Consider the following 20954-nt stretch of genomic DNA (forward strand, 5'->3'; position numbering starts at 1 on the left):
GGTTAATGAAAGTAACGCTGGAAAATGAAATACAGCTATTGGAAGCGCTGGCAAAGGGAGACGAGGCCGCATTCGCGGAATTGTATTACTTCTTTCAGCCCGTTCTGCACACATTCATTTTCCCGCTTACCGGATTCTCTAAAGACGAAACGGAGGAGATATTGCAGGACATCTTCCTCAAACTGTGGTTGAGAAAGGAAACGATGGTCATCGTAAAGTCGCTGAAACCATATCTTTTCAGGATGGCCAAAAACCGGCTGCTGGACAAGCGCAGGCGTGATGCCCAGGTAACGGGCGCCATTGCCGGCTGGCAGTCTGCGCAGCCCGGCACGGAAACAGGCGACGCCATCCGGGAAAAAATGCAGCTGGAAGAATATCATGAACTGGCCCGCAATGCGATAAAAAGACTGACGCCACAGAAACGCAGAATCCTTCTGCTGCGAAACGAGCACGGAAGGTCACTCGATGAGATCGCGGCAGAGCTGTCCATGACAAAATTTGCGGTAAAAAAACATTTGTATGAAGCCGTGAAAACATTGCGCGACCAGCTGCAACATTACAATGGCATCGATATTCCCATCGCGATACTGATCATTATCCATCTTTGATACATCATATCCGGCTTCCCGCGATCAAATTAAACAGATTACATATTGTTGTGAAATATATTTATCCGCAAGGGTATTCTTTTTCACGAAACGCAGTCTTGTATGTAGAGACCTATCAGTATGAACCAGGATTATATCAAATCACTTTTGCAGAAATATGCCTCCGGGGATCTTTCCGACCAGGAGCGGGAAATACTGTCTGAGGCCATTCGCACCGCAGACGACAAGATATTCCTGGATCTTATGGAAGATCACGAAGAGATCAGCTGGAACGCGGATCGCCGGCGGAATGCCGATGACGCATTTTTGCAGCTTCTGCAGGACAAGATAAGCGCAATGGAGGACCCGGTAATGGTAAGGAAAGCTGCCCGGGTCCGATATTGGGCGTTTGCCGCTGGTTTGCTGCTGCTGATACTGGCTGGTACATGGTTGTACCGGCAGCAACATGCTGGCAATGGCACTGCATATACGCCGGACATTGCCGCTGCCACACCCAAAGCTACGCTGACGCTGGGGGATGGTTCCATTGTAATGCTCGACAGTGCCGGTAACCGGCTCATACCGCAGGGCGGTACGTCGGTCCGGCAGCAGGGTGGCGTGCTGGTGTACCAGGCCACCGGCAATGAGGAGAATGTAAGCATCAACACGCTCTCAACTCCCAGAGGGGGCCAGTTTGCGGTGCAACTGCCCGACGGTTCCCGCGCGTGGTTGAATGCGGCCAGTTCGCTCCGTTATCCCACGGCATTCAGGGAAGGAGAACGGCGTGTGGAAGTGACGGGGGAAGTATATTTTGAAGTGGCTGCGCAGGCATCGGCCCCCTTCATTGTAAAAGTAAAAGATAAGTTGCTGGTGAAAGTGCTCGGCACAAACTTTAATATCAATGCTTATGAAGATGACCGGCAGCTGTATACCACGTTGCTGGCCGGAAGGGTACAGGTAGATGCCCCGGCTGCAAACAAAAAGATGGAATTGCAGCCGTCACAGCAGGCGGTGTTGACGAAGGATGGAAATCTTGATCTGAATAAAGCACCAGACCTGGAGCGGGTGATGGCCTGGAGGAACGGTATATTTTATTTCGAGAATGCTGAATTACGCGAAGTAATGGCGCAGCTTTCCCGCTGGTATGATGTGGATGTTGAATTCGAGAAGGATGTAAGGAAGCTGTATTTTTCAGGAAAGCTGCAGCGGGGCCTGGGCCTGTCGCAACTATTGAGCGTACTGGACATGAGCGGTATCCATTACAGGATAACAGGCAGAAAGATCGTTATTGAATCTGCCGAACGTTAAAACATAAAACCAACAGTTGAAATCATGATGTAGCAGTTTCAGGCTTTATCCCTGTTAATTACAAAAAAACCGGAAGCGATTGGACCCGCTCCCGGTGAATGTTTGAGTTATCAGTGTCACAACAATCGTCTTACCTATTATTGATTAACGTCAACCAAACAATGCAAATGTATGCAATGGAATCGTTTTGTAAAAACCGCACCCGGAAAAGGGCGGTGTTCAACCAAAATTTTGCTCTCCGTGAGACTGACTTTTATTTTAACTATTTGTGCCTGCCTGGAGGTATCGGCCGGGACCTATGGGCAGCAGATCACCCTGTCGGTCAGAAATGCTCCGCTCAGGCAGGTATTTAACGCAATTGAAAAACAGACGGGGTACCTTGTTTTTTTTAATAACGAGCTGGTCAGGAATGCCCGGCCGGTTACTTTGAATGTAAAGGATATCGGCCTGGAAGAGTTCTTGCGCCGGAGCCTCAAAGATCAGGACCTTGAATACGGTATTGTAGAAAAAACGATCATTATAAAAAGAGCCTCTCCTCCGCCAGGGGAACAGGCAGCTCCGGTGATAGCGGAAGCTGTCCGTGTACCCGTCACAGGCGTGGTGAAAGACACCGCCGGTCATCCGCTGCCGGGCGTGACCATCTCGATCAGGGGAACCAAAAAAGGCACAGCCACCGGAGCGAACGGAAGGTTTTCCATAGATGCCAGTCCCGGTGATGTACTGCTTCTTTCTTTTATTGGCTATCAGCCGCGGGAATACGTGGTGGGCAGCGCTTCGGATATTAGTATAGTGCTGCGCGTGGCGGTATCGGGACTGGATGAAACGGTGGTAAAAGGATATTATACCACCAGCAAACGCCTGAATACCGGGGCTGTAGGTACCGTAAGGGCGGAAACCATCGAAAAGCAGCCCGTTAGCAATGTGCTGACAGCGTTGATCGGGCAGGTGCCCGGACTGGATATCACGCAGCAAAGCGGTATTCCGGGCAGTAACGTTACCGTCAGGATCAGGGGCACAAACAGTTTAACGGCTGCGGCAAACGACCCGCTTTACCTGATAGATGGCGTACCTTTTCTATCGAACTCGACCAACACGGTACCCAATAACTTCAGGCAGCAGCCTGGCGGCGGGGCCAGCCCGTTCAATTCCCTCAACCCGGCAGACATCGAATCGATAGAGATATTAAAAGATGCGGATGCGACCGCTATCTACGGATCAAGAGGCGCCAATGGCGTTATCCTCATCACCACCAAAAAGGGAAAGGCTGGCGACAGTAAAATTGATGCGAATTTTTCAAAGGGCTTTGGCAAGGTGGCCAGGATGATGGACCTGCTGGACCGCAGGCAGTACCTGGATATGCGCTATGAAGCATTGAAGAATGATGGCGTGGACATTGGCAGTGCTTCCTATGCGCCCGACCTGCTGCAATGGGACACTACGCGCTCTACCGACTGGCAGGACCTCCTGATCGGCAATACCGCTCAATATACCAATGCACAATTGACATTTTCAGGCGGAAGCGCGAATACAAGTTATTCGCTTTCCGGTGGTTACTGGAAGGAAACCGCTGTATTTCCCGGCGATTTTGCGGATACAAAGGCATCCGCACGGTTCAGCCTTAATCATACCTCTGCTGATCAACGCTGGAAGGCGCAGCTGACAGGAACTTTTCTGAAAGAAAAGAATAATCTTTCTCCCAATGATCCAACGCATAATGCGGTTACGCTTCCGCCATTGGGTATGGACTTATACCTGCCGGACGGGAAACTGAACTTTGCCGGTACGGCTTTTGCCAATCCGCTGGCCTCCTTGAACCAGCAATATGATGCCCGGACCACCAATCTGAACGCCAACTCCCTGATCAGTTACCGCATCCTTAACGGGCTGGAATTTAAAGTGCAGCTGGGCTATTCCAATTTAAGGTACACCTCTTTATACACCAATCCCGAGAGCGCTGCGAACCCGGTTTACTTTCTCGGTCCCGCGAACCGTACTGCGGAATATGGCGATCATACCACCGAGACCTGGAACATCGAACCGCAACTCACCTATGATGTCAGGTTGCTGGGGCAGCCGCTGAAAGTTTTGCTGGGAACCACCTTCCAGCGGAGCACTCAGAAAGGAACACTGGATTACGCTTCAGGCTTTATCGATGATGCGCTGCTTGAAAACAAGGGTTCCGCGCAGACGGTTTCCAGCAAAACGGCCTATAGCGATTATAAATATAACGCCCTGTTTGCCCTCGTCAATTATAACGTAGATGGCAAATATCTGCTCAACCTCACTGCCCGCCGCGATGGATCGAGCCGTTTTGGCCCCGGCAACCGTTTCGGTAATTTCGGGGCTGTAGGCGCCGCCTGGATTTTTTCTGAAGAACAGGCGCTTAAAGATGCGCTGCCATTCCTGAGTTTTGGAAAGCTCAGACTTAGTTACGGGATTACGGGAAGTGATGCTATTTCCAACTATGGGTACATTTCTCTTTATAATTCCACTTCCAGTTACTATCCCTATTACGGCGCTAACGGCATCGGCCTTCAGCCAGCCAACCTGGCGAACAGCGATTTCAAATGGGAATCCAACAGGAAAGCTGACGTTGCCCTGGAATTGGGATTTTTAAAGGACCGCATACTGCTGAACACAAACTTCTACCGCAACCGCTCTTCGAATCAACTGATAGGTTACCCGATTTCGCAGGTATCCGGTTTTTCAAGCGTACCATTTAATTTGCCGGCGGTAGTGCAGAATACCGGCTGGGAAATAGAATTGAATACCACAAATATAGAGCGGCGGGATTTCTCCTGGACCACAAGCTTCAACATCACGCTTCCGAATAATAAACTTATCGATTACCCGGACCTGGCTTCTTCGTCCAATGCGAATACTTACGTGGTTGGGGAGCCTCTTACGATTGTCAAGCTGATACCTACACTGGGCATTGATCCCAATACAGGTATCATGCGCTACCGGAACAGGTTTGGCGATACGGTCACCAACATCGCGCTGTTGGGGGTTGCGGACCGTACCGTAGCCGTTAACACCGGCAAACAGTTATATGGCGGTTTGCTGAATGCGTTCAGGTACAAGGGCTTTCAACTGGATGTATTTTTCCAGTTCTCAAAAGCCAATGGCATGATCTGGAATGTAAACGGCGTATATGTTCCCGGTTACTACGGTAACCTTCCGCAGTATGTGTATGACCGCCGCTGGAAAGGCCCGGGCGACACCGATGCCGCATTGAACAAGCTTACGCAAAGCTCAACGTCCGCTGCCTACCTGGCGCGGCCCCGCAATACAGACGAAGCTGCCTATGATAATATATTCTTCGCCCGCCTGAAAAATGTGGCATTGGCTTACAATTTCCCGCAGGCCTGGTTGAAGAAAGTGAAGATCCAGAACCTGAGGGTTTACGCACAGGGGCAAAACCTCGCCACGTTTACCAATTACCTGGGAATGGACCCGGAGAACCAGAGTGCATCTATTGCGCCTATCGCTGTTACGACATTTGGTTTACAAGTAACATTTTAAACAATGAAGAATATTATCAAAATATACGTTATTGCGTTATTGGCCGCCACAACGGGATGTGCAAAGTTTGTGGAACTTGATCCGCCTGTAAATTCCATCTCCGACAGAACGGCTTATACCACCAACGCCACGGCTACCTCGGTGCTTACCGGGATACTGTATAATATGACCGTGAACACTGATTTTGTGCATGGTTCTTCCGGTGTGGGGCTCCTGACAGGAATGGGATCGGATGAACTGAAGTATTACCAGGCGTCGCAGACTTATTCGGAATTCGCAAAGAATAGTTTGCTGGCGGATAACTCATATGTGTTAGGCATATGGGTAAGATGTTACAAACTCATTTATGCTATCAATGCCGCGATCGAAGGAGTGACCGCATCACCGACCATCAGTGAGCCGGTAAAACAGCAATTGACAGGAGAGGCTAAATTTCTCCGGGCATTTTGCTATTTCTACCTCGTCAACTTATATGGGGATGTTCCGGTGCCAACCACTACCGACTATAAAGTGAATATCACGTTGCCCAGGAAACCTGTGCAGGATGTTTATCAACAGATCATCCAGGATTTAAAAGATGCGCAGTCGTTACTCAGGAATGAATATTTATCCGCCACGAATGTGGTGACCACAGACCGAGTGCGCCCCAATAAATTTGCCGCCACCGCGCTGCTCGCAAGAGCTTACCTGTATGCGGGCGATTGGGCAAATGCTGAAATGAGCGCTACGGAAGTGATCAACCAGGCGGAAACCTACAAAATGGACAACGATCTGAACCAGACATTTTTAGTGAACAGCCGGGAAGCTATCTGGCAGTTAGGGCTGGCAGCGAACGGTTCCGGTGTTAATACCTGGGACGGCAATATTCTTATTATCAGGACCTCACCCGTCACCGGCTATCCGGGCCTGTCGCTTTCCGAAACACAGATGGATGTTCTGGAGGGCGACAAACGGCAGACCAACTGGACCAACCTGTTCATCGCTGATGGAACGGGTTACCCGTATCCCTTTAAATATAAGGTATACCAGGCTGCCGGCAACTCCGCCACTACAGAGCATACCATGGTGCTCCGCCTGGCGGAGCAATATCTGATACGCGCCGAGGCTAAAGCGATGCAGGGACGGATCTCGGGCACCGATGGCGGCATGGCAGACATCAATGCTGTCCGTTCACGGGCAGACCAGACAGAGGTTACAGCCACCACGCTGCAGGAGTTTATGCTTGCGCTGGAAAGGGAACGCCGCCTTGAGCTGTTTACAGAAATGGGGCATCGCTGGTTTGATATCAAGCGGTGGAAAGGATTTTCAAATACGTCCATCACGCGGGCAGACGAAATCATGCCGGCCATTGCTGCTGCAAAAGGTGGTGTATGGAAACCGGAGTATAAACTTTGGCCCATTCCCTCCAGTGAGCTGAAAGTGAACGTACATCTCACGCCGAATCCGGGTTACGGGTTGTAATATCAGAGGCTGCTGTGATGAAGGAATCAGGGCAACAATCACAGCAGCCTTTAACCGGGCGATAAGCTTTATCATCAATAGATAACGAACAGATGAAAAAATTAATCTTCAGCCTGCTGCTGTCAGCCATTGCTTCGTTTAGTGCAGCACAGGAGAAAAAACTGGCCTTTACGGTATCCGGACATATCTCCGGGGAGTTGGCTGATTCGATCAGCAAGATTTTCCTGTATTATTATGAGGACGGCGAAAACCATGCAGACAGCACCGATATAGTGAAAGGGAACTTTGCATTCAAAGGCGAAGTGCAGGAGCCCTTGCAGGCGACGCTGGTCGCCCGGTTCGGGCAGCTTACATCTGCTGAAAACCGGCTCCGCGGCATCTCGGAAAGCCGCAGGATATACCTTGGTGAAGGGAAGATCGAAGTCAGCATCACCGGCCGTTTCAGGGATGCGGTAGTGACCGGTTCGCCTATGACGGCAGATGCCGACCTGTACGACGCTTACCTGAAGCCGTTTATAGACAATAACGAAAAAGTATATCAGCAGACACGCAAAGAGCCGCCGGGTAAGGAGAGGTCTGCCAAGAAACGCGCCGCACTGCAGGCCATTGTGACCGCCAAAAAAGATTTCATCCGGAAATACCCTAATAATCCGTTTGCTATCCAGGCCATGAAGGACGCCTTGCAGGATTATCAGAACGACAAATTGTTCAAACCGGGAGCCGATTCTGTTTATGCAGAACTGGTTTCCCTGAATGATCAGCTAGGCCCCAAGCTGAAAGAAACCCCGGACGGAAAGGATTTTGACAAGCGGCTAAAGGAGCTGGGCACGCGCAAGCTTCCGCATTTCAGCGGGCCATCTCTGGCAGGCGGAACAATAGACATCAATAGTTATAAAGGCCGTGTGTTCCTGATCGATTTCTGGGGAAGCTGGTGTGTATGGTGCCGTAACGGGCATCCGCATCTTAAAGAAGTGTATGAGAAATTCAAGCCCCTGGGTTTTGAAATTATCGGCGTGGGTGTGGAATTTGACAAGGACAGAAAGGTGGGTGAGCAGAAGCTGCGTGATGCTATCGCCAAAGATGGCATCACCTGGCCGCAGATCTTTAATGTGAATGATGGTGATGCTGATCTCCGGAAGATTTTCAGCATCTATGCTTATCCTACTAAAATCCTGGTGGACCAGTCGGGGAACATTGTGCTTCGGGTGACGGATGATGAGGAACGCAAACTGGACGCCAAACTGGAGGAGTTGTTGGGAAAAGTGCAGGCAAAGGCTGGCGGTCGCAGCCAGTAGGCATAAGCAATACGTAACATTGGTTTCTTCCCTTCGTGCCGGGCTTTATCCCGATGGAACCGGGTGAAATGGCCGCGGCCGTGCCCGGCCCGGCTTGTCTTTTATTTGAATTCCACCCGCCAAATCATTTTATTTGTACTGCCGGCCCTGGGTTGCCGGCAGGTAATATGGATAAGTTTTCTCATAAGTCGGATGATGCGTTATTGCTGGCTTTCAAGGCGGGAGACAATAAGGCATACGAAGTTATATATGATCGTTACTGGGAATTATTGTTCCGTTTCGCCAGGAAAATGCTGCAGGACGATGCCGCTGCAAAGGATGTAGTGCAGGAGGTCTTTACCGTTTTCTGGATCAAAGCGCCTGAAGGTAACGTCAGGCCGCCGCTTGCCGCGTTCTTATATACGGTCACCCGAAACCGGATACTTGATATTGTCAGACATCTGAAGATAGAAAACGAATACCTGAGATCTCTCAGAACATTCATTCAACAGAGCGACGCCATACCAGACAGACTATATATCGAGAAGCAATTATACGATCAGATCGAGCGCGAAATCATGAACCTCCCGGAAAAGATGCGGGTAGTATTCGAGAAAAGCCGGAAAGAATTTAAAACCAGCCAACAGATCGCTGACGAATTGGGTATTTCCGAAAAGACAGCCAGAAACCAGATCAGCAACGCAATACGCATCCTGAAAGATAAGCTGGGGGATTCCATGAACATTTTTCTGGTTTTTTTTTAAAACCATCTGGGACATGAGGCCGGGTTAATCGTTATATCTCCAAAACCTGGCAAAAGCTATGCAAGAAGATTTCAGACCGGAAGATGAACTGCTCCGGCGGTACAGAGACGGGTTGTGCTCTCCGGAAGAGGAACGCCTGATCGACCAATGGTTCAATCTGTATGCGGAGCAGGCTCCGCATGCCGGTGAAATCATGGATGCGGCTGCCATCCGGGATGAAATCTGGCAACGGCTGCCGGCATCCCGGCAACCCCGTAAGCGGCGGCTTTGGCCCGTATGGGCGGCGGCAGCTTCAGTGGCGTTGGTCATGGGGGCATTGCTCTTTACGACCGTTTTCAGAACTGCTCCGCCAGCCCGTGAAATTGCGAATAGAAATGATGTGGCTCCCGGTAAAGCCGGCGCCACCCTCACGCTGGCGAACGGTCAAAAGATCCGCTTGTCCGACCAGGCAGAAGGAGAGCTGGCCAAACAGGCCGGCGTAACGATCCGGAAGTCGGCATCGGGCGTACTTGTATATGAAATTACCGCTACGGACCAGGATGCATCGGCTGTCAATATTTTATCCACCAGCCCGGGAGAATCATACGAAGTAAAGCTTCCCGACGGTTCCGTTATTTCCCTGAACTCCGCTTCCAGCCTTGAATACCCGGCTAATATCGCTGGCCGCAGCGAACGGAGGGTCAAGCTCGCGGGAGAGGCTTTTTTCCAAGTGGCCAAAGACGCGAAGCATCCGTTTATCGTGGAGGCGGGCAATCAAACCGTTCAGGTACTGGGCACCGAATTTAACATCAACTGCTACGCCGACGAGCCTTCTGTAGCGACCACGCTGATCGGCGGCTCGGTAAGCGTGAAAGCGAATGGCGCCACGCAGCTGCTGGTGCCCGGGCAACAGGCGCGCAGCCGCAACGGCGGCCTGCAGGTAGCCGCAGTGGATACCGATAGCGTTGTAGATTGGAAGAACGGGGACTTCTATCTCAATCACGTGGATTTCCGGACAGCGATGCGAAAGATCGCCCGCTGGTATAATGTGGAAGTAATTTATGACGCTTCCGTGCCGGCAAACCTGCGGTCCGGCGGCTGGATATCCAGATCCAACAACCTTTCCACCGTTTTAAAATCAATCGAGCATGCCGGCCTGGTCACTTTCCGCATAGAAGGCCGTAAGATATATGTTACCAAATAGCAACCATTAATCAACCAAAAACCAGCATCATCAATGAAAAAACACTTACCAGACATGTAGAAAAAAACAACCGGAAGCGCGGTGAACGCTCCCGGTTACAGTTCAGCCAATCAGCTAAAATCGTTAATCGCAGCATGCTATGACATTCCAGGAAACAGCACGCAGCTAAAACCGAACATTACAAATGTATAAAACTTATACCAGCAAGTCGGGTATATGCATGCGCCTATACCACAAAATCGCCTTGATCATGCGGCTAACTACTCTGATATTATTGACCTGTCTGATGCAGGTGAGCGCGGCAACGTACGGGCAGCGTATTTCCCTTAAAAGGCAAAATGCGTCACTGGTTTCGGTGTTAAAGGAAATCAGGGGGCAATCCGGGTACGATTTCTTCTTTGACGACAATACCATTCCGGAATCAAAAAAAGTGAGCATCAACATTTCCGATGCCACGCTGGAACAGGCTTTGCAGGCCGCGCTGGCCGGCCTGGGGCTCGAATACAGGATCGAAGGAAAAATCGTTTCGATCCGGAAGGAAACCGCCCCGGTATGGAAAACGGTTGTGCCCCTGGCCGCCATCGATGTACGGGGGCGCATCCTGGACGAAAACGGAGAGCCGCTTGCCAATGCCATCGTGCGCGTGAAAGGGACCAGCAAGCAGGTGCAGGCGGACGGGAACGGTGAGTTCATCCTGACCGGCATCGATGAAGGCACGATCATCGTTGTTTCTTTTATCGGGTATACCTCCAAAGAAATCAAGGCTGCGGCTTCCCTGGGCGAGATCGTCCTGTCAGTCGATCCCCAGGAGCTGAAAGTGGTTGAAGTGAAATATTCCACCGGTTACCAGACCATTTCCAAGGAACGGTCGACCGGCTCGTTCGGCACCGTCAGCAAAGACCAGCTAGACAAGCCCTCCACCGATATATCCCAGCGCCTCATCGGTACCATCGCCGGGTTGCAGGCGAGAGGGATGGATGAGAACGGCAATCCTACTTTCGAGATCCGCGGGCAAACGAGCCTTCAGGCCAACCCCGCGCCGCTGCTGGTGGTCGACGGTTTCCCGGTACAGGGCGATTTCAGATCGATCAACCCGAACGACGTGGAAACGGTAACGGTATTGAAGGATGCGGCGGCGGCCTCGATCTGGGGCGCCCGCGCCGCTAACGGGGTAATTGTGGTCACCACCAAAAACACGCGGAGGAATGCCCCGCTGAAAGTTGAATTGAACGCATTTACACGGATCGGAGCAAAGATGGACCTGGATTACGTTCGCCCGCTTGCGTCCTCCGCCGAAACCGTGGAGTATGAAAAGCTGGCTTACGCCAATTGGAGAATCCTTCCCAACCCTGTTTCCCTCTACGATGCCGGATTAGCCTTCTCCAGCGCGCAAATTGCCCTCAATGAGTTCTCCCTCGGGGAAATCACCGCCGCGGAGCGCGACGCGCGGCTGAAAACGTTGAGCGGACAGGATAACAGGGACCAGATCTCCGATCATCTGCTCGCCAACCCTGTTTCCACACAGGTGAACTTATCGCTTTCGGGGGGTACGAAGAAACTTAGGAATTTCATGTCCATGATGTACGAGGACAACCAATCCAACTTCAAAGGAACGGACGGGAAACGTTACATGCTCAACTTCCGCAGCAATGCCGATCTGGCCAGATGGCTGAAGCTGGATGTAAACGGGATGTACCTCTTCAGCAAAAACAATAATAACGGGGTGAGGCTGGAGGATATCAACAGCTGGTCACCCTACGATATGCTGATGAACCCGGACGGTTCCCTCACCAATGTTCACCAGTACTACACGCCGATCCTGGATCGCTTTGTACCGATGGATAAATTTCCTTACGCCGACTGGACCTACAATCCCATCCAGGAGATCGCCAACCGGAGCCGTACCGTAGAGCAATCGCTCGCCCGGCTGCAGGCGGCCTTTACTTTCCGGATTCTGCGGGGACTGTCGGCCGAACTGCGCGGGCAGTATGAGATGGGCAACAGCAACAGCAGGGACCTCGCCAACGAAAATACCTTCGAAGTGCGCAATACTGTGAACACCGCAACATCCTGGGACCAGGTGGCCAATACTTTTACGCCCAATCTGCCCAAGGGCGGGATATTGAATCTCGGCCGGGAAAAGACGGAATCCTACAACGTACGCGGACAATTGAATTTCGACCGGCGTTTTGGAGAAAAGCATGCCGTAAACGCGCTCGGAGGGATAGAGTTCAGAAGCCTGACGGTGCAAACCATTACCAATCCCACCGCATACGGTTATAACGAACAGACGATGGGCGTGGGCATACTTCCCAACGGCCCTGGCGGGCCTTCGGCGCCCCTGGTGGACTGGATGGGGTATAACCAGACTTTCAATTATGTCAATAGACTCGAATACAACACGCAGCGGCTGTTCTCTGCGTTCGGCAATGCGGCCTATACCTATAACGGGAAATACACGGTGTCCGGCAGCTATCGCTTCGATGCGTCGAACCTCATCACGGATGATCCCGCATACCGGTATGCACCGTTCTATTCCGCCGGCGTCGCCTGGCAGGCGGGGCGTGAGGACTTCCTGCAATCCGCGACCTGGATCGATCAGCTGACGGCCAGGCTTACGTACGGCCACCTGGGGAACTACGATCCCACGACCTCGTTCCGGCCTTTGATCACTCCCGGCGCGAGCCCCAATATTTTCATTAATGCCTATACGGCGGGCTTCTCCAGCTTCGGTAACCCTACGTTGCGGTGGGAGCGGACCAAGGTATGGACGCTGGGCTTCGACTTCTCGTTCTTCAAAAACGGCCTGATGGGTAAAGTGGACCTCTATAACAAGAACGGGCAGGATCTGTTGGCCGTGCTGTCTATTCCATCCATTCACGGTACCGCTTCCCAACGCCTGAACAATGCCGCCATGACGAACAAAGGGATCGAATTGGAGCTGGGTACGATTCAAAACATTACGAAGGACCTGACCTGGCGGGGGAACGTGAACTTCTCTTACAACCGCAACCGGATCACCGATCTGTTCGTCATCAATTACAACGCTTACCAGATGTCGTGGGGCGGCTCCGCTGCGTATGTAGAAGGATATGATGCCAATACGATCTGGCGCAGGGAATACGCCGGAGTAGAAGACAAGCAGCCGGTGTTTTACGGGCCGGATAAGCAGAAGTTCACCCTTACCTCTTTCGTGGATGCCGATCCGCGGTTGTACATGCAGGATAAAGGCACCCTGGTGGCGCCGTATACTGTAGGGTTCATGAATGCTTTCCAGTACAAAAGGCTGGCGCTTTCCTTTATCGTGACGGGCAAGTTCGGACATAAATTCCAGCGGATGGCTTTCAACTACCCGGCAACCTGGACGGGCAGGGTATTGCCCAACTCGAAGCTGACCGAAGTGATGCAGGGCGATCCTTCCAAAATTATTCCGCTGCCGCTGAACGATGTGGAACCGGAGTATTATGCCTGGTCTTCTGCAGCCGGCGGGATGGGGTATCTCATAGAAAGCGCATCGCATGTAAGGATGCAGGAAGTGAATCTCAACTACACCCTGGCGCCGGGGATCACCCGCAGGATAGGGATGAGCCGGTTGATGGTATATGCACAGGGCAACAACCTGTTCATCATCCGCGCGAATAAAGCCGGCGAAGATCCGGAATACGTGCGCGGCACGATGCGGCCCATGCCGACATATACATTTGGTTTTAAGTGTGAATTTTAAAAACGCGGGAAGATGACAAATACGATAAAAGCAACGATACTTTGTTTGATGGTTTTGGCTGCGGGATGCAGCAAGATCGATGACTTTCTTGGCGAGCCTCCCAGCAAAACAGCCGCCATGGAGATCGAGCGCTTCGATCAGCTGGAACAGATCATGAACGGCTACCAGCCGGCCCTGAGCGGAGCGCCTTCCGCCGGATTCAGTGCCGAAGTGAATAATACCGCCGTGTATAGTACGGATGATTATTTCCTGGATAAGCAACTTTACGACGCGCAGCCAGGTGCTTTTAACCTGACAGGCATACAGTATACATTTTGGGATGCGGACATCCTGCCCCGCAACCTGACCACCGACCGGTTCTGGACGAACGAGTACAGCAAGATCTTCTACGCCAACACGGTGCTGGAATACCTGGATAAAGTGAGCGGCGGCACGGCGGAACAGAAAGCCAATCTGAAAGCGGATGCGCACCTGGTAAGGGCTTACAGCTACTGGGTGTTGGCCAACACTTATTGCCTGCCCTATTCGGAAGCGACGAAGAACGAGCCGGGCCTGCCCATCAAGCTGACCATTAACTTTGAGGAAGCCGAAGCGCGCCAGCCGTTGCATAAAGTATACGAGCAGATCGAGTCAGATCTGGCCGAGGCGATGAAAACCACCGTTCCCCTGGTACAATCCGGCAGGCCGGTGCACTGGCGGGCCAGCAAAGCGGGCGTCAACGGATTTGCCGCGCGGTATTGGCTGAACCGTTACAATTATGCCAAAGCGCTGGAATATGCTGACGCGGCATTGTCGGCCTACAGCACGCTCGTGGATTACAATACCGAAATGCGGTACGGCCAGCCGCGGACGGTGACATTGAATGCTGGTACGCCCCAGCAATCCACTTATACCATTCAATATCCCTACGCGCACAATAACCAGATGGATTTTACGGATATGATCGGGTGGAAGGAGTTTCTTTATTTCCGCATGCTCAGCCACGGTTCCTGGTGGTATGTACCGAGCCCGGAGTTGCTGGCGCTGTATGACCAGCAGCACGACCTCCGGTACCGGTATCATGTAGTGGAAGGGTATTCGTACGACCGGGGGATGATCAACCCGTCCTACGACTATCCCGGCTACGTTTTCTTTTTCAAGGACCGGGTGCCTTCAGGGCCTACGGTTGCCGAGATGCTGTTGATCAGGGCGGAAGCGCTCGCACATGCGGGCAGCGCGGGACCGGCCATGGATGCGTTGAACCAGCTGCGCGCCAAGCGCATGGAGCCCGGCGTATGGGTGAACCTGACCGCAACCGGGAAAGACGATGCCATCCGGAAAGTGGCGGAAGAAAGAAGGCGGGAACTGCCTTTCTCCCAGCGCTGGTATGATCTGCGCCGGTATAACCACAATGAATATGAAGGGGACGATGTGATCCTGACCCGGAGCTTCTATCCCTATACTATTTCTAACGTCACAACCAGCCAGCCGCTGAAGACGTACACCCTGACAAAAGGCTCCCGCCGGTGGGCGGCTCCCATCCCGAATACGGATATCACCGCCAGCCAGGGCGTTATCGAACAGAACAAGTATTAACATATCAGCACAAAACAAATAGAATCATGAAAGGAAAATTAATATACCGGGCGTTGATGATGGTAGCTTGTGCAATGCCCTTGTTTAACCATGTTCATGCACAAAAACAGGACTTCGTTCCCGTTTCCGCCAAAGAGAAAAAACAGCTGCGGGCGGCGGTGGAAGCGGCCCCTGACAATATGGAAGCGCATAAGGCATATCTGGCCGCCTTCCGCAGCGGGGACGACGCCAGATCGTCATATGAATCCCTGATGAAAAAATATCCTCAATCCGCCTCCATTCCGAAAGCGCTGGCGGATAAATACGGGCACTACAGCCCCAAAACCGCAGGTTACCTGCTTCAGGCGGCGGCGCTGCAGCCGGGCGATGTAGCAGTTTGGAAAGATCTGGCACTGGATGCTTCCATGCGGGGAGATGACGCCAAAAAACGGGAATACATCACGAAGGCGCTGGCCGCGGACACGGGAAATGTACAACTTCAGTATGAGCTGGCTAACTTGATGCAGGAAGAAGATGAAGCGGCCTGGAAGCAACAGATGTTGAGGCTTGCGGAGAAATATCCCAGCGACGAATCCACTCTCCACGCCCTGCACATAATGGGGTTGGGCATTCGGAACGAGGAGGAGAAGATTGCAATTTGGGAAAAGCTCTATAACCTGTCATTTCCCGCGGAAATCAAGCAGTTCGCCATGAGCCGGCTGGCAGATGCTTATATCCGGACAGGCAGGTACGACAAGGCCATTGTATTGTCTGAATCATTTAAAACTATCGCGGCAGAAAGAATGAGATTCCCCATGCGGTTGAAGCTGGCAATAGAACTTGCTGCGGCGGACATCAAAATGAAAGATGGCAATTTCGCAGCGGCGAAAGCGATCCTCATGCCTATGGACATGCACGGCAAGTTCAACCTGAATATCGGCACCAGGGTGGCGATCGCGAAAGCTACCGCGTTGAAGGCGTCCGGCGAAATGCAGGCGGCGTACGACAGTCTGATCGCCTTCCAGGCGAAAACGCCTTTCCCCGATGTGAAAGACTCGCTGGCGTTATATGGCAAAAGCCTAGGGAAAAATGAAACCAGGGTTAAAGCGGAGCTACGCGCGATTATCGCCCGGAACTCCCGGCCGGCGCTGCCTTTCGAAGTGGATAGCTATCCCGCCGGGAAGAAGGTGAAGCTGTCAGATTATAAAGGAAAGGTACTCCTGTTGTCGTTTTGGTATCCCGGCTGCGGCCCCTGCCGCGGGGAGATGCCGCATATCGAAGCCGGTATTAAAGATATCAGCAAAGATCAGCTGGCATATGCAGGCGTGAATATCCTGCGGGAACAGGATGATTTCGTATTGCCTTTTATGAAGGGAACGAAATATTCCTTCACGCCGCTGGGTGCAACGGAAGCGATCGTGAAGGATTACAAGATCAGGGTGGCGCCCACCAACCTGCTCATCGATCAGGATGGCAATATCGCTTATTACGGCTTTATGATCGATGCGGACAGTGAAGTCATGCTGAAGCTGATGATCCAGTCTTTGTTGTAAAAACGAATATATGTACAAGAAGTTGAAGTTATTGAGTGTGGCATTATTGGCCGGCGGTGCGGTGGCCGCCCAGGCGCCGAAGCTGGATTATACCATTGAGGGTACGATAAAAGGACTGCCGTCGGGGAAAATTTACCTGGCCGTGTTTGGCCCTGGTCAGGGAGATTCCGCGGTTGTCACCAACGGGACGTTCCGTTTCAAGGGAACATTATCTGAGCCTTCGCCGCTGATTTTGTCGCTGGAAAAACAATATGTCAATCAGCCGATGTATTTGTTCTTTTCGGATGGCGGGAATGTAAAAGTAGCTTTGGACAAGCATAACCTGGACGATGGCCGGGTGCAGGGATCGCAGGCCACCAAAGACTTTGATCTGCTCGAAAAAACGAAACAGCCTTTCGATGCCCAATTCAGGAAGTTATTTCAATCCGCTGATTCCGACACCACCTTGGCGGGGAAGGAGAAAAGGGAAAAAGAAAGAAGGCGGATCTATAGCGCGAGAGAAGCCGCGATTGAAGGCTTCATCAGGAAGCACCCCTCATCTCCGGTTGCTACGTACGCTACCTACCGCAACTTCCTGATCAATGAAGCGAAGCTGGAAGATCTTTCCCGGTTGCTGTCGCCTGAATTTGATTATACCTCTTACGGCCAGGAAATAAAAAATGCTATCGCCAACAATAAGAAACTGGCTATCGGTAATACGGCGCCGGATTTCACGCAGAACGATACGCTGGGCAATCCTGTGACACTCTCATCCTTCAAAGGCAAATACGTGCTCGTCGATTTCTGGGCCAGCTGGTGCGGCCCTTGCCGGGCAGACAATCCCAATCTCGTAAAAGCTTTCAGCGCCTACAAGGATAAAGGTTTCACCATCCTCGGCGTATCGCTCGACATGCCCGGCGCCAAAGCCAGGTGGATGAAAGCCATCCACGACGACGGCCTCACCTGGACGCACGTTTCCGACCTGAAAGGCTGGCAGAACGAAGTGGCGAAAGTGTATGGCATCAAGGCGGTGCCGACTAATTTTCTCCTGGACCCCAACGGAAAAATCGTTGCAAAAGACCTGCACGGTGATCAATTGCAAAAGACCTTATCAGAGATATTTGACAGGTCTTAATTGATGATTCCGTTGTTTTTATCGAACTAAAAGAGGCCGTCTCAGTACTTTTGAGACGGCCTCTTTACGGTGATCAATACTTGCTGTCTTTCCGGTGTTTGAATACCTGCTTTGCCATTTTTGTAAACTGCTTTTCATCTCGTCTTTTATCCGCTTCACTGGCCTGGAAATGGTATTGCTCACGCAATAGTTTCAGGTAGCTGTGGTATACCACCTTCGGCAATGTGCCGTTGTGGACAGCTGCTATGATGGCGCAACCGGGCTCATGCTGGTGGGTGCAATTGCCAAACCGGCATTGCGGTGCCAGCTCATCTATCTGCGGGTGATGTACGCCCTCGCTTCCGCTCTCTGCTGTAACGCCAAACTCGCGCATTCCTGGTGCGTCGATGATCATGCTGCCATTGGGAAGCAGTACGAGATGCCTGGCGGTGGTGGTATGTTTTCCCTTGTAGTTGGCGGTGCTGGTAGCGCCTTCTTCCTGCAGCTTGTAACCCAGCAGGCTGTTGACCAGCGTGCTTTTGCCTACGCCTGACGATCCCAGAAGGATGTAAGTGTGCCGGGGCAGAAGATATTGATTCGCCCACGCTTCCTGCTGCGCCTGATTCAGTGCGCTGGTGAGCACCACCGGGCAATTGTATCCCAGTTCCTGTACTTCCTGCCTGTATGTTTCCGGATCGGGTACGAGGTCTGCCTTATTGAGAATAACGACAGGCTGAATATTGCACTGCACGATCTGCTGCAGGTAACGTTGCAAACGCATGAGATTGTAATCGCGCCCGAGCGCCTGCACGATAAACGCCGCATCGATATTGGCTGCGAGCACCTGCCGCCTGCTTTGCGTACCGGGCGCTTTGCGGCTGAGTTCGTTGATGCGCGGTAGTGTATCGATGATAATGCCTTCCTCATCGTAAGGTTTCATCAGTACCCAATCGCCTACTTTGGGATAGGCTTCCGGTTCGCGGCTGTTCATAAGTGCGCCGGCGAGTTGTGCCTCGACGTTGCCTGTTTCCGTGATCAGCAGATGTTTAAATCCTTGTATAGACAGAACTCTCGCAGCTTCGAGGTCCCTGGAAGTGTTTATTTCGAAATGACGCATAAAATGCTCATTCCATCCGTACGACTGTAGTGCCGGCATGGTATAATAATTCTGTCTTGCGTATGCGGACAGGCATAGCAAGTTGGTTTCAACAAATTAATTGAAGACTTTCTGACGCAGGTAGCCGGGGAGTATTAAAGCGAAATTGCTTTGTGGGCCTGCGTTAGGCGACAATAATCGACAAGAGGTTGTATGGTGATTGGCGTGTCATGAGATGCAAAGGTAATGAAATATTGGTATGAACGCATAGCGGTCTACACAAAATTCCGGTGGCTGTACGTTCTCCAGACCGGGGTTTAACAAAAGAAAAAGCCCCTGTAAATAATGACTTACAGGGGCCTCGTGTGCCCCTTGGTGAACAATTTTCGAACTGGTTTGTAACTGATTTGAAACTTTTATGTAATTCTGGTAAAATCATTCATGTAATTTGTAGTCAAAGAAGGAAAAGATGACTGAAACAAAGCATCCTAAACATAGATACCATAGATTCCTTGATGAGGCCGGAGATCTTACATTTTACGGGAAAAGCAGAGTGCCTGCCATTGGCAATGAAGGTGTTTCCAGGTATTTTATATTAGGAATGCTTACGTTGAACACACACGTAGAAATTGTGCGGCAAAGCATAATTGATCTTCAGATACATATTGCAGACGACCCCTATTTTCAATCTGTCCCCAGCATTCAAAAAAGGAAAGAAAGTACTGGCTTCTTCCTGCATGCAAAAGATGACGTGCCAGAAGTGAGAAAAATGGCTTTTGAATTGATTAAGAATACTGATTGCCATTTTGAGGCAGTTATCGGAAGAAAAGATTACGGAATCTATGAAAAAAAACACAACGGGAACCAATCGGAATTCTATGCTGATCTTTTCTCTTATATGTTAGTTGATAATCTTAATGGACACGAACGGTTGGTATTGAATATTGCTCACCGCAGCAAATGCACTACTCATAAAAATCTTGAAAAAGGGCTTGAAAAGGCAACTGTAATCGCTCGCAATAAATATCCTGATGGTGGTAATTGCTGCAAGATTGGTTTTAATATTCAGTATCCAACTACAGAACCGATTATCAATCTTGTGGACTATTTGTTATGGGCGCTACAAAGAAAAATGGAAAGAAATGAAGATCGTTACATAAAATTTGTAGACGAGAAATACTCATCAATTACAACATTATATAATAGTGACGAAGCATAAAAAAAGCCCATCATCACACTAAGAAGAATACTCTTCAACGGCTTGAAGCCGACCTTTATGTGATACAGGCAATACAAAGATACAAAATGTGCCTAAATAAGCGATATAAATAAAAACGCCTTGCAAATTATTCATTTACAAGGCGTTTGTGCCCAGAACTGGAACCGTATCTATTTGATTATCAGTTCCTTTCTGCGGCTGTGAGCCGCCTGTGAGCCAATATTTTTGAAGTGTGCTGGTATTTTTCCGGAATGATTGCCCCCTTTGGGAATCACATTGACACGGCGTAAAATTAAGGAATTTCTGGATTATTTTTTTAGCCTTTCTTTGAAGAAGCTCTTCGCCTATTAACCGGATAGTACCCACCAGATGCTTTTAACGACCTTAATACCTTGTATCAGAGCTGGCAGCACCCCTAAAAGTAAAGCCACAGCCATGAAAGTGCCGGCAAACAGTAAAATGGCAACCAGGATGCTGCAAAATTCTTTACAAGTGAGTCCTTCGGTGTCGAGGCGAAATAGACCCAGCAGATGTATTTTGATTTTTTTATGGGAAGTTTCCATATCAAAGTTTTGATAGGGCAAACTTACTCCTTACGGTGGCTACAGGCGGA

Annotated in this window: 14 protein-coding genes; 12 read left to right on the forward strand and 2 right to left on the reverse strand. The window is 50.9% G+C overall.

Translation table 11 applies throughout. The features are described from left to right. Nucleotides 1-5 precede the first annotated feature (5 nt). The 11 genes from CCY01nite_RS19800 (at nucleotide 6) to CCY01nite_RS19850 (ending at nucleotide 18047) form a co-directional block, all read left to right on the forward strand. Nucleotides 6-608, forward strand: coding sequence for an RNA polymerase sigma factor (locus CCY01nite_RS19800; protein WP_146865447.1), 603 nt, complete (start codon nucleotides 6-8; stop codon nucleotides 606-608). Between the two features lie 120 nt (nucleotides 609-728). Continuing rightward, complete coding sequence (locus tag CCY01nite_RS19805) at nucleotides 729-1895, forward strand: FecR family protein (RefSeq protein ID WP_146865449.1); 1167 nt, start codon at nucleotides 729-731, stop codon at nucleotides 1893-1895. 240 nt (nucleotides 1896-2135) lie between these two features. Next, a complete protein-coding gene (locus tag CCY01nite_RS19810) occupies nucleotides 2136-5420 on the forward strand; it encodes a SusC/RagA family TonB-linked outer membrane protein (RefSeq protein WP_186831168.1) in 3285 nt (1094 codons plus the stop codon). 3 nt (nucleotides 5421-5423) lie between these two features. Continuing rightward, entirely contained in the window at nucleotides 5424-6881 is a 1458-nt protein-coding gene (locus CCY01nite_RS19815; protein ID WP_146865453.1) for a RagB/SusD family nutrient uptake outer membrane protein, read from the forward strand. A gap of 92 nt (nucleotides 6882-6973) precedes the next feature. After that, nucleotides 6974-8176: a TlpA disulfide reductase family protein gene (locus CCY01nite_RS19820; protein ID WP_146865455.1), complete on the forward strand. Its 1203-nt coding sequence runs from the start codon at nucleotides 6974-6976 to the stop codon at nucleotides 8174-8176. Between the two features lie 167 nt (nucleotides 8177-8343). Further along, nucleotides 8344-8919 carry an RNA polymerase sigma factor gene (locus CCY01nite_RS19825; RefSeq protein ID WP_186831169.1) on the forward strand — a complete coding sequence of 192 codons (576 nt, stop codon included), beginning with the start codon at nucleotides 8344-8346 and terminating at the stop codon, nucleotides 8917-8919. 58 nt (nucleotides 8920-8977) lie between these two features. Then, the gene (locus CCY01nite_RS19830) at nucleotides 8978-10102 is read left to right on the forward strand and encodes a FecR family protein (RefSeq protein WP_146865459.1); all 1125 of its coding nucleotides are present in this window, start codon (nucleotides 8978-8980) and stop codon (nucleotides 10100-10102) included. 250 nt (nucleotides 10103-10352) lie between these two features. Then, the gene (locus CCY01nite_RS19835) at nucleotides 10353-13826 is read left to right on the forward strand and encodes a SusC/RagA family TonB-linked outer membrane protein (RefSeq protein ID WP_186831170.1); all 3474 of its coding nucleotides are present in this window, start codon (nucleotides 10353-10355) and stop codon (nucleotides 13824-13826) included. A gap of 12 nt (nucleotides 13827-13838) precedes the next feature. Further along, the gene (locus tag CCY01nite_RS19840; protein ID WP_146865462.1) at nucleotides 13839-15401 is read left to right on the forward strand and encodes a RagB/SusD family nutrient uptake outer membrane protein; all 1563 of its coding nucleotides are present in this window, start codon (nucleotides 13839-13841) and stop codon (nucleotides 15399-15401) included. 26 nt (nucleotides 15402-15427) lie between these two features. Beyond that, a complete protein-coding gene (locus CCY01nite_RS27120) occupies nucleotides 15428-16933 on the forward strand; it encodes a redoxin domain-containing protein (RefSeq protein ID WP_146865464.1) in 1506 nt (501 codons plus the stop codon). 10 nt (nucleotides 16934-16943) lie between these two features. Beyond that, the gene (locus CCY01nite_RS19850; RefSeq protein ID WP_146865465.1) at nucleotides 16944-18047 is read left to right on the forward strand and encodes a TlpA disulfide reductase family protein; all 1104 of its coding nucleotides are present in this window, start codon (nucleotides 16944-16946) and stop codon (nucleotides 18045-18047) included. Nucleotides 18048-18120: 73 nt separating this feature from the next. Here CCY01nite_RS19850 and rsgA read toward each other — a convergent pair whose 3' ends face one another. After that, the gene (gene rsgA / locus CCY01nite_RS19855) at nucleotides 18121-19182 is read right to left on the reverse strand and encodes a ribosome small subunit-dependent GTPase A (RefSeq protein ID WP_146865467.1); all 1062 of its coding nucleotides are present in this window, start codon (nucleotides 19180-19182) and stop codon (nucleotides 18121-18123) included. Between the two features lie 409 nt (nucleotides 19183-19591). On the opposite strand from rsgA, the gene CCY01nite_RS19860 reads away from it, so the two are divergent. Further along, the gene (locus CCY01nite_RS19860) at nucleotides 19592-20341 is read left to right on the forward strand and encodes a DUF3800 domain-containing protein (protein WP_146865469.1); all 750 of its coding nucleotides are present in this window, start codon (nucleotides 19592-19594) and stop codon (nucleotides 20339-20341) included. A gap of 347 nt (nucleotides 20342-20688) precedes the next feature. Here CCY01nite_RS19860 and CCY01nite_RS19865 read toward each other — a convergent pair whose 3' ends face one another. Then, nucleotides 20689-20904, reverse strand: a complete 216-nt coding sequence (locus CCY01nite_RS19865; RefSeq protein ID WP_146865471.1) for a hypothetical protein — start codon at nucleotides 20902-20904, stop codon at nucleotides 20689-20691. Between the last annotated feature and the right edge of the window lie 50 nt (nucleotides 20905-20954).

This window comes from Chitinophaga cymbidii (genome assembly GCF_007992715.1).
GTDB lineage: Bacteria > Bacteroidota > Bacteroidia > Chitinophagales > Chitinophagaceae > Chitinophaga > Chitinophaga cymbidii.